Genomic DNA, 11,135 nt, shown 5'->3' with positions numbered 1-11,135 from the left:
TATTATATATAAAATATAATACTCGTGTAAAAGGAGTGATTCAAATGGAAACAGTACAAAAGATTAAAGATGTTATCGAGAAAACAAGATTTATATTACAACAAGATGGTGGAGACATTGAATTTGTTGAATTTAAAGAAGGAATTGTTTATGTGAAAATGCAAGGTGCTTGTGTTGGATGTAGCGCAATCAATGTTACATTATATGATGGTATCGAGAGTATTTTAATTGCTGAAGTTCCTGAAGTGATAGGGATTGAACAAGTATGATTCTAAAAACACAATCTATAATTGAAGTATTAGATGTATATCCTGATTTGAAAGATGTCTTTCTATCAAACGGATTTAAAGGTCTAGATAATGAAATGATCTTAAAACAACTTGGGAAACTACCTTTAGAAGTAGTATTAAAAAACAAAGGGATTGGAATTGATCCTTTTATTATGATGCTAAATGAGCATGTAATTACAGACACAACAGATATTACATTGATGGAAAACGTTAGAAAAGAAGGGAATATAAACATAATAGGGTTATTGCCTTGTCCTGTTCGTATACCTTTAATGGAACGTTTCGGTGAGTTAAGTAATATTGGAAGTATTAACCATAACCTAAAAGCCGCAAGTGAAGGTTTGGATTGGTTAAAAGAAGAAGTGAGTACTGCTACAGAGAAAGATCTGGCAGATATTTATATTAGTGCTGGATTTGATTTATTCTTTGAAGAGAACTTAATGAAGAAATTCAAAGATAAAAAAGTATTTGATGATTTCTACAAAGATATGGAATATAACACCGATTTCAATAATGATTATATGAGTCTTCAAGATCCAAATGGAGATTATAGTATGATTGCTGTTGTACCGGCCGTTTTCCTTGTAAATACTTTAGTTCTTGGGGATAGACCAATGCCAAAAACTTGGAGTGACTTATTAGATCCTATCTATGAAGGAAGTATCAGTTTACCTGTAAGTGATTTCGATTTATTCAATGCAATTCTAATTCATCTTTATAAGGAATTTGGAGAAGAAGCATTAACGAAATTAGGGAAATCTCTAATCAAATCAATGCATCCAGCTGAAATGGTGAAATCAGAGAAAAGAAGTAGAATTAAACCAGCAATTTCTATTATGCCTTATTTCTTTACAAAAATGGCGTTACCGGGAAGTGTTATGAAAGCTGTGTGGCCTGAAGATGGAGCAATTGTATCTCCAATATTTATGCTTAGTAAAAAAGAGAAAAAAGAAGAGATTAAAGAAATCACAGATATGTTTATGAGTAAAGAAACAGGAGAAATTCTATCACATAGAGGATTATTCCCAAGTGTGCATAAAGATGTAAACAATAATTTAACTGACAAAACATTCAAATGGGTTGGATGGGATTATATAAATGATAATAATATTGGAGAAATTCTAGAGAAATGTATGAGAATTTTCCATGAAGGGATGGATGTATAATGGATTTAATAACAGTCTCAGGTCCACCTTCAAGTGGGAAAACATCTATATTACTTAGAACAATAGAGAATTTCATCAAAAGAGATATTAGTGTTGGAGTAGTCAAGTTTGATTGCTTATTTACTGATGATGATATATTATTTGCGAAACTTGGAATTCCTGTAAAAAAAGGATTAAGTGGTTCACTTTGTCCAGATCATTACTTCGTATCAAATATTGAAGAAGTTGTTGAGTGGGGATTAAAAGAGGGTGTCGATGTATTAATCACAGAAAGCGCAGGGTTGTGTAATCGTTGTAGCCCTTATATAAAAGAAATTAAGGCAATCTGTGTCATTGATAATTTAAGTGGAATAAATACACCAAAGAAAATCGGTCCAATGCTGAAAAGTGCTGATATCGTTGTAATTACTAAAGGTGATATTGTATCACAGGCAGAGCGAGAAGTATTTACTATGAAAGTTCAATCGGTGAATCCTAAAGCGACTATAATGCATGTAAATGGATTAAATGGTCAAGGTGCATTCGAGTTGTCAACATTCATATATAATGAGCAAAATCATGTAGAAACATTAGAAGGTAGAAAATTACGTTATCCTATGCCTGCTGCACTATGTTCATATTGTTTAGGTGAAACAAGAATTGGTAAAGCACATCAAATGGGTAATGTTAGAAAAATAGATTTGAGTGACAAAAATGGATAAGAATACACTTTTAGAAACTAAGATTGGTGACTTATTTGTTACACATTCTTATACGAAAGATTTCTTTACGGATCACCTGATTCCTTTTATCGGTAAAGAAAATAAAACAATTGAAGAATTCTTTAAATACTTAGATATTGAAGTAATTGAAGACAAGGCAATAAATGTAGAATTATTTATTAATAGTCTTGTCGAATATATTGAGTTAATGAGTACGTATTTTGTATCAGAAAAAGAAATTCAAAATACAGTAACAATTTTCCCCGGATTCCACAAAAACGGAACTCCAGAAGGATTTGAATCCATTGAAATTAGTAAAGGTGAAATAATCAGTATTGTTGGTCCAACAGGTAGTGGGAAAAGTAGATTGCTTGCTGATATCGAATGGGCTGCCAATGAAGATACACCGACAAAACGTAAAATACTTATAAACGGTAGAACATTAGAACCTCATGAACGTTTTAGTGCTTCTAATAAATTAGTCGCACAGTTATCACAAAATATGAATTTTGTAATGGATTTATCGGTTTATGATTTCCTAGATCTTCATGCATCTAGTAGAATGGTTGAAGACAAAGAAGATATGATTCAAAAGATATTTGATAAAGCCAACCAATTAGCAGGTGAAGAATTTAGTAAAGATACACCAATCACTGAGTTGAGCGGAGGTCAAAGTAGAGCCTTAATGATCGCAGATACTGCGATTCTATCAAAATCACCAATTATTTTAATTGATGAGATTGAGAATGCAGGAATTGACAGAAAAAAAGCTCTTGAATTATTGGTTAGTGAAGATAAAATAGTATTAATGAGTACACATGATCCTATATTAGCTTTAATGGGTGATAAACGAATTGTAATCAACAATGGTGGTATCGATAAGATAATTGATACAACTGATGAAGAAAGAAGTATACTGGGTAAATTAGAAGAATTAGATAAAACAATGATGTCTATGAGAAACAAACTACGTTATGGACAAAAAATTATCTTTGAGGAGGAATTATAATGCACGACGGATGCAGTGGTAGTTTTACAAATGGAAAAGCAACAGTAGATAAAGTTAGAATGATGGGATTCAGTGATGGTGCTTTACCAATGGCATTAAATATTGAGTGTGAATGCGGAACGAAATTCGAAATGGAATTTTTCGAAGATAAATGCCCTTCTTGTGGAATGGTATTTGCAGTTACGCCATGTAGTAGCCATGATCCACAAAAAGTTAAAGCAGCAGGAGTGGACTATTAAAAAGAACGTTTAACGTTCTTTTTCTTTGACATAATTTGAAAATAAAACTAAAATTAGGGAGAGAACATGGAGGTATTAAATGAAAGCAATCGTACAAAGAAGATACGGTGGTGCTGAAACACTATCGTTAGAAGAAGTGAAAAAACCGAAAATCAAAGATAATCAAATATTAGTAGAAGCACATAGTGCAAACATAGCAAGTGGAGATATGAGAATCAATACTCTGGATATTCCAAAAGGATTAGGATTCATAATGAAACTAATTTTTGGATTCAAAGGACCCCGTAGAAAAGTCAGAGGGGTAACTGGTTCTGGAATAATTGTAGAGACAGGAAAAAATGTAACCAACTACAAAGTTGGAGACGAAATATATTATATTAATTCGATGAAAGCAGGTTGCCTTGCTGAATATGTAGCCCTTAATATGAACCAAGTTATGGCTGAAATTCCAAGAGGTGTGACGTTCAATCAAGCATCACCATTATCTTTTGGTGCAATGACAGCGTTACATTATATAAATGATAAGACCGTGTCAATGGGTGATGAGATATTGATATATGGCGCAAGTGGTGCAGTAGGGACTTACGCTGTTCAGTTAGCTAGATATTATGGTGCTGAAGTAACGGCTGTATCTAGTAGGAAAAATCATGAACTTCTATTGAGTATAGGTGCAAAACATACACTAGACTATAAAACTGAAGATTTTACAACGTTATCCAAGAAATATGATATGGTGTTTGACACAGTGGCGAAAACAAAGAAAAGAGAAGCATCGAAAGCACTTAAACCAAATGGAAAATATAAGAGTACAAGAACTCCTACTTCTGAGAAAATATCTCGATTATTAACCATAAATGAAATTGTAAGTAAAGGACGTTTAAAAACGGTTATTGCTAAAGAGTATAGCTTAGAGGAATATAAAGAAGCTCATGAACATGTATATGGAAAACATAAAGTTGGAAATGTAGTAATAAATATAAAATAAAAAGAACGAGTTTTCGTTCTTTTTTTCGGTAATTTGTGCAATATACACATAGATTTATATCATTTTTAATGATAATATACGTTTGATATAATATGAGGTGAAAATATGGAAAATTTAGAAAAAGATACAACAATAAAAGAATTTCCTGCTTTTTCAAGAAAAGCAGCTACAGAAGGTATCGTATTATTAAAGAATAACAATAATGTTTTACCAATAAAAAGAACTGAATCAGTTTCGTTATTTGGTCGTTGTCACATAGAGTACTATAAATCTGGGACAGGATCAGGTGGTGCAGTTAACGTATTGTATTCAGTAAATGCACTTGATGGTTTAAAAAACAAAAATATCAAAGTAAATGAAGAACTTGTAGATCTATACAAGAACTTTATAAAAGAAAGTCCATTTGATAACGGTGGTGGAGGATGGGCTATGGAGCCTTGGTTCCAAAAAGAGATGCCATTAACAGATGACATTGTTAAATCCGCAAAAGACAAATCGGACAAGGCAATTATTTTTATCGGAAGAACTGCCGGGGAAGATAAAGACAATCAAGCGCTTGAAGGTGGATACTATATAACGAAAGATGAATCTGATATGATTGAGAAAGTCTCAAAATATTTTGATCAAGTAGTTATTGTTTTAAATGTCGGAAACATAATTGATATGTCGTTCAGTGTAAAATATGAAAACGAGATATCATCAATACTATATGCTTGGCATGGTGGTATGGAGGGTGGAAACGCTCTAGCAGAAATTATAACAGGAGATGAATCACCTTCTGGAAAACTTGCAGGAACCATTGCCAACAACATCACTGATTATCCATCGAATAATAACTTCGGCGATGATAAGGTTAATTTATATGAAGAAGATATATATGTCGGTTATAGATATTTTGAAACGTTTGCCAAGGATAAAGTTATGTATCCATTTGGATTTGGTTTATCTTACACAGATTTCAATATTGAACTTGTGAATGAAACTATAATAAATGATACAGTAATATTGAAACTCAGAGTAAAAAATATTGGTTTGATCACAGGAAAAGAAGTTGTACAAATATATAGTAAAGCGCCTCAAGGTAGATTAGGAAAACCAAGTTTAGAATTAAAGGCATTTCAGAAAACTAGAAGTTTGCTTCCTGGTGATTATCAACATGTTACTCTTGAGTTACCAATCAGTAAATTAGCAAGTTATGACGATGGTGGTTATACAGGACATAAATCAGCTTACGTATTAGAAGCGGGTACATATGGTATTTATTACGGGAATAGTATCAGAAACATAAAACTAGGTTCTGAAGTTGTAATTGAAGATTTAATAATTGTTGAACAATTGACTGAAGCAATGGCACCTATTAGAGAATTAAAAAGAATGAAGCCTGGTAAAGAACTGAGTAACGGTCAATATCAGATAACATATGAAAATGCACCACTAAGATCAATTGATCTAAAGCAAAGAATTTCGGATAATATCCCAAAAGAAATTCCTATCAAAGGTGACCTTGGAATTAAATTATTAGATGTATATAACAAAAAGAATAGTCTTGAAGAATTCACATCACAGTTGTCTTTAGAAGAACTTATGATTATAGTTCGTGGTGAGGGGATGAGTCATCCACTTGTCACACCAGGAACGGCTGCGGCATTTGGTGGATTATATGAAGAACTTAGGTATTATGGAATTCCATCATCTTGTGCTGCTGATGGTCCATCGGGATTAAGAATGGATAGTGGCCATAAAGCAACACAAATGCCAATAGGTAGTTTACTAGCTTGTACATGGAATACTCCTTTAATGGAAGAACTTTATACCTATGAAGGAAAAGAATTGAATAAAAACAAAGTTGACACTTTACTAGGGCCAGGATTAAATATTCATCGACATCCATTGTGTGGTCGTAACTTCGAGTATTTCAGTGAAGATCCATTATTAACTGGAGAATTTAGTAAAGCTGCAATAATTGGAATGAAAAAAGGTGGAAGTGAAGGTACTTTGAAACACTACATCGCAAACGATCAAGAAAAAGAAAGAAACCATATAGATGCTGTTGCATCTGAAAGATGTTTAAGAGAAATCCATTTAAGAGGATTTGAGATAGCTGTCAAAGAAGGTAATGCAAAATCAATAATGACTGCATACAATCCAATTAATGGAATTCAAGCTGCTTCCAATTATGATATGAATACTACCATTCTCAGAAATGAATGGGGATTTGACGGTATGGTAATGACAGACTGGTGGGCGATAATGAATCACAATGTTGACGGTGGAGAATCTAGTCGTAAAAATGTATCATACATGATTCGTTCTCAGAATGATTTATATATGGTGGTCACTAACTATGGTGCAAAGAAAAATACATTGAATGATAATCTAAAAGAGTCTATTGATAACAATAGTTTACAAGTATCTGAACTACAAAGAAGTGCAATGAATATTTTAAGATTTATTCTAAACAGTCCCTCTGTCCACAGAGAAATAGTGAAAGCCACTACACAAGAAATACTTCCAACTACTTATCACAAAGAAGTGCCTACAGTTAATACTCCAATTCAACACAACAGCAAAGAGAACACAGATGTATGGTTAAAGGTAGAAGAAAATGGAATTTTCAGTATAGCAGTTGACATGAGGTATGATCAAACTCCTCTAGCTCAAAGTTCATGTAATATTCTTTTAAACAATGAATTTGTGACAAATGTTCAGTTAAATGGAAATGGTAATAAATGGACAACAAAACACGTGACAAATGTAAAACTTACCAAAGGATTTTATCATTTCGAAATCCAGTTTACGAAACCGGGATTAGAAATAGGGACTATTGAATTTGTAAACATTTAAAAAGAGTGATTCTTCACTCTTTTTTATTTACAAAAACTCACAGAAAAATAGTATAATGAAACATGAAGTGTGGTGAACAAGATGATTGAGTGCAATATAAACAACATAAAAAAAACATTTGGAGCAGATCTAATATTCGAAAACATAAGTTTTGACATCAAGACAAATGAAAGAATAGGGTTGATAGGTCCAAATGGAAGTGGGAAAACCACAATTATAAAAATACTATATGGTCTAGAAAATGTCCAAGAAGGTAGTATATCTTTTCGTAAGGGATCTAAACTAGGATACTTAGATCAAATCCCGGACTATGAAGAACATGTTAAGGTCGTTGATATTTTAGAATTATCGTTTGAGGCAATATATAAAATCAAACATCAAATGGATGAAATATCTCATACATTTGGTGAAGTAAATGGCACAGAATTAGATAAGAATCTAAAAGAATTTTCTAGACTCCAAGAATTGTTTGAACTCCAGGATGGATACAACACTGAAACAATGATAAACAAAGTATGTACCGGGCTTAAAATCTCAGAGGATATGAGACAAATGAGATTTAGTTTACTCAGTGGTGGGGAGAAAACGCGAGTTATGCTTGCGAAAATCCTTTTAGAACAACCTTCATTGTTAATGTTAGATGAACCAAGTAATCATTTAGATTTAGAATCTATTGAATGGCTGGAAAACTATCTTAGAAATTACAAAGGATCTGTACTAATAGTTTCTCATGATAGATACTTCCTTGATAATGTTTGTAAGAAAATCGTTGAACTAAGTACTTACAAAGCTCACGTCTTTCATGGGAATTACAGTTATTACGTAATTGAGAAAGAAAGAAGATTCTTGTTAGAGTTAAAAGTATATCTTTCACAACAAAGACAGATAAAACGAATGGAAGAACAAATCAAGAGATATCGTATCTGGGGTGTTATGAGAGATAGCGATAAAATGTTTAAAAGAGCAAAAGAGTTAGAAAAAAGACTCTCAAAGATTGAACGTTTGGATAAACCGAAATATGGAAATGACAAAATGAAGTTAAAACATATTGATACATCACGTGCTGGTAAAAGAGTACTTGAAGCATTTAATATTTCAAAATCATTTGATGATTTGCAATTATTGCATAATGCAGATTTAGATATGATTTATCAGGATAGACTGGCTATACTTGGAAACAATGGTACAGGGAAAACAACACTAATCAAAATGCTTTTAGAAGATTACAAACAAGAAGAACCAATATATAAATGGGGAACCAAACTAAATCTTGGATACTTGGCACAGGAAATAAGTTTCAAAGATGATAGTTTATCAATTCTTGATTACTTTATGAGAGAGCATGGAGTTGGCCAAAATGAAGCAAGGAATGAACTAGCAAAAGCATTATTCATTAGAGATGATGTTTTAAAGAGAATAAAAGTTTTAAGTGGAGGAGAGAAATCAAAACTAAAACTATGTTCTCTAACATTTAATCAAACGAATTTTCTAATATTGGATGAACCGACAAACCATCTTGATATAGATAGTAGAGAAGTCCTAGAAGAAATGCTTTCTGAATTCCAAGGAACAATTTTATTCGTGTCACATGATAGATATTTTATTAAGAAAATCGCCTCAAGAGTTGGTGAGATAGAAAACAAAATTATCAATTATTATGAAGGTGATTATGATTACTTCAGATATATGAAACAAGAAGAGAAAATCGTTAAACCTAAAAAACAAAAACCAAAAAAAGTGAAAAACAATGTAACAGCAGATAGAGATTTATATAAAGAACTTGAAGTATTAGAGTTGAAAATCAAAGAACTAGATTCAAAAATGGAAGAGTTTGGATACGATCCAATTGAACTTCAAAAATTATATAAAGAGAAAGAAGAAGTAGAGGATTTATATAATGATTTGTTCCAATTATTGTAACAAATTACTCAGAATTAAAATTTAAAAGAGCTACTTAAAAAAAGAGCTCTTTTAAATTTGAAAATTGTTTTGCAAAGTTGTAGTTTCATTTCCGAACTTTTAGTATAATAGTGATTAGAAGGTGATTTATATGAAAGCAATTGAAGTAACAAATCTTGTAAAAAGCTATGATTCTATAAACGCGGTAAAAAATATAAGTTTTGATGTTGAAGAAAACTCTTTTTTCGCTTTTCTTGGCCCAAATGGAGCGGGGAAAAGTACAACCATAAATATTATTGCAACCTTGCTAGATAAGAATAGTGGTACTGTGAAAGTAAATGGTTTAGAAGTTGGAAAAGATGATCATGAAATCAGAAAAAACATAGGTATTGTTTTTCAGAATGAAATGTTAGATAAACTGTTAACAGTAAAAGAAAATCTGTTGATTAGATCTAGTTTTTATAATATGGATAAAGATTCATTCTACGCAAGGATCAAACGAATCAATCAACTACTAGAAATCGAACCGTTCTTAGACCAAAAATATGGCGAGCTAAGTGGGGGACAAAAACGTAAAACTGATATCGCTAGAGCGTTACTAAACTGGCCAAGGATTTTGATTCTCGATGAACCAACAACTGGATTAGATCCAAAGAGTAGAAAAGACATTTGGACATTAATCAATAATTTGAGAACACAGGAAAATATTACAATATTTTTAACAACACATTACATGGAAGAAGTTTTAGATGCAAATCAAGTAATTGTAATTGATCATGGAGAGATTATTGCCCAAGGTAGTAGTGAAGAACTTAGAATGAAGTATTCGACTGATAGGTTAAAAATAATTCCTAAGAATGGATTATCTGAAATACTCGATAAAGATAGTATAGAGTACTATATGACAAACAATGTAATTAATATTAAACTAGAAAATAGTTTTGATGGATTACCATTGGTAGAAAAATACAAGAAACATATCGCTGAATTTGAAATTCTTCGTGGCGATATGGACGACGTGTTTGTCAATATTACAGGTAGAAAACTAGGTGAAGAATAATGAAAATATTATATCAGCTAGTTAAAAGAAACACTTTACTATACTTGAGAGACAAAGCAAGTGTATTTTTTAGTTTTCTTAGCGTTATTATCATAATACTAATGTATGTATTGTTTTTAGGTAAAATGCAATCAGACAATCTCGCAGATGCGTTTGTAGGTGTAGAGGGGATAGACTGGCTTGTAAGTAGTTGGATCATGGCGGGAGTATTAACTGTTTCTACAATTACTGTACCACTTGGAGCACTAGGTAATTTGATCAATGATAGAGATAAAGGGTTGATCAATGATTTTTATACATCACCAATCAATAGAAATATTTTAGCGCTTAGTTATTTAATAAGTGCATGGGTTATTGCAGTTTTAATGGTTTCTATAAATTTCATTGTTGGACAGATATACGTATTATCAAGTGGAGGAGAATGGATTCCATTTTTGGCATCTATGAAGGTAATTGGTGTTATGTTAATATCAATTATGTCATTTAGTAGTTTCTTCTTCTATATTTCAATATATATGAAGACATTTAACTCATTCAGTTTACTAAGCACGCTTGTAGGAACTTTTGTTGGATTTCTAGGAGGAATTTATATCCCGATAGGAGTACTTGGGAAGAATGTTCAAAATGTAATGAATGTTTTACCAACATCACATGCAGTAACGCTTATGAGAAATATATATATGAATGGTGCTATTGAATATGTATTTGATGGGGCACCACCGGAGGCTTATCAAGAATACGCAGATATATATGGACTCGTTGTAAGAGTTGGTACGTATGAGTTTACCCAGTTAACAATGTTACTTAGTGTAATTGCATTTGGGGTACTTTTCTATATATTAAGTATATTGAAGTTAAGAAAAATCAAACTATAAAAAAAGCCATAACTTTTGTTATGGTTTTTAAGTATTTAGTTAAGATTTGTGCATTAAATTCTAAATT

General features: G+C 31.9%; 10 protein-coding genes. All 10 read left to right on the top strand.

What is annotated here, in order from left to right:
• Positions 1–269: NifU family protein (locus AC2LE6_RS06885; protein ID WP_484478529.1), on the top strand; the 269-nt coding region annotated here is incomplete at its 5' end.
• A complete protein-coding gene (locus tag AC2LE6_RS06880; protein ID WP_484478528.1) occupies positions 266–1,456 on the top strand; it encodes an ABC transporter substrate-binding protein in 1,191 nt (396 codons plus the stop codon). The genes AC2LE6_RS06885 and AC2LE6_RS06880, both read left to right, overlap by 4 nt.
• Positions 1,456–2,157: a GTP-binding protein gene (locus AC2LE6_RS06875; RefSeq protein WP_484478527.1), complete on the top strand. Its 702-nt coding sequence runs from the start codon at positions 1,456–1,458 to the stop codon at positions 2,155–2,157. Before AC2LE6_RS06880 ends, AC2LE6_RS06875 begins: the two co-directional genes overlap by 1 nt.
• The gene (locus tag AC2LE6_RS06870; RefSeq protein WP_484478526.1) at positions 2,150–3,166 is read left to right on the top strand and encodes an ATP-binding cassette domain-containing protein; all 1,017 of its coding nucleotides are present in this window, start codon (positions 2,150–2,152) and stop codon (positions 3,164–3,166) included. The genes AC2LE6_RS06875 and AC2LE6_RS06870 overlap by 8 nt, the downstream gene beginning before the upstream one ends.
• On the top strand, positions 3,166–3,405 hold the full coding sequence (locus tag AC2LE6_RS06865) for a hypothetical protein (RefSeq protein ID WP_484478525.1): 240 nt from the start codon (positions 3,166–3,168) through the stop codon (positions 3,403–3,405). Before AC2LE6_RS06870 ends, AC2LE6_RS06865 begins: the two co-directional genes overlap by 1 nt.
• Positions 3,406–3,484: 79 nt before the next feature.
• Positions 3,485–4,390, top strand: a complete 906-nt coding sequence (locus AC2LE6_RS06860; protein WP_484478524.1) for an NAD(P)-dependent alcohol dehydrogenase — start codon at positions 3,485–3,487, stop codon at positions 4,388–4,390.
• Positions 4,391–4,495: 105 nt separating this feature from the next.
• Positions 4,496–7,234 (top strand): glycoside hydrolase family 3 protein, encoded by a 2,739-nt coding sequence (locus AC2LE6_RS06855; RefSeq protein ID WP_484478523.1) that lies wholly within the window; start codon positions 4,496–4,498, stop codon positions 7,232–7,234.
• Positions 7,235–7,315: 81 nt separating this feature from the next.
• Entirely contained in the window at positions 7,316–9,154 is a 1,839-nt protein-coding gene (abc-f, locus tag AC2LE6_RS06850; protein WP_484478522.1) for a ribosomal protection-like ABC-F family protein, read from the top strand.
• Positions 9,155–9,284: 130 nt separating this feature from the next.
• A complete protein-coding gene (locus AC2LE6_RS06845; protein WP_484478521.1) occupies positions 9,285–10,193 on the top strand; it encodes an ABC transporter ATP-binding protein in 909 nt (302 codons plus the stop codon).
• A complete protein-coding gene (locus AC2LE6_RS06840; protein WP_484478520.1) occupies positions 10,193–11,068 on the top strand; it encodes an ABC transporter permease in 876 nt (291 codons plus the stop codon). Before AC2LE6_RS06845 ends, AC2LE6_RS06840 begins: the two co-directional genes overlap by 1 nt.
• Positions 11,069–11,135 lie beyond the last annotated feature (67 nt).

It is taken from the genome of Candidatus Izemoplasma sp., from assembly GCF_982632705.1.
This window is presented reverse-complemented; position numbering and strand designations above follow the sequence as displayed.

Bases quoted from the DNA above. Each gene is read 5' to 3' on its own strand.
- abc-f (WP_484478522.1), top strand. From the start codon at position 7,316: ATGATTGAGTGCAATATAAACAACATAAAAAAAACATTTGGAGCAGAT.
- AC2LE6_RS06870 (WP_484478526.1), top strand. From the start codon at position 2,150: ATGGATAAGAATACACTTTTAGAAACTAAGATTGGTGACTTATTTGTT.
- AC2LE6_RS06875 (WP_484478527.1), top strand. From the start codon at position 1,456: ATGGATTTAATAACAGTCTCAGGTCCACCTTCAAGTGGGAAAACATCT.
- AC2LE6_RS06840 (WP_484478520.1), top strand. From the start codon at position 10,193: ATGAAAATATTATATCAGCTAGTTAAAAGAAACACTTTACTATACTTG.
- AC2LE6_RS06865 (WP_484478525.1), top strand. From the start codon at position 3,166: ATGCACGACGGATGCAGTGGTAGTTTTACAAATGGAAAAGCAACAGTA.
- AC2LE6_RS06845 (WP_484478521.1), top strand. From the start codon at position 9,285: ATGAAAGCAATTGAAGTAACAAATCTTGTAAAAAGCTATGATTCTATA.
- AC2LE6_RS06855 (WP_484478523.1), top strand. From the start codon at position 4,496: ATGGAAAATTTAGAAAAAGATACAACAATAAAAGAATTTCCTGCTTTT.
- AC2LE6_RS06880 (WP_484478528.1), top strand. From the start codon at position 266: ATGATTCTAAAAACACAATCTATAATTGAAGTATTAGATGTATATCCT.
- AC2LE6_RS06860 (WP_484478524.1), top strand. From the start codon at position 3,485: ATGAAAGCAATCGTACAAAGAAGATACGGTGGTGCTGAAACACTATCG.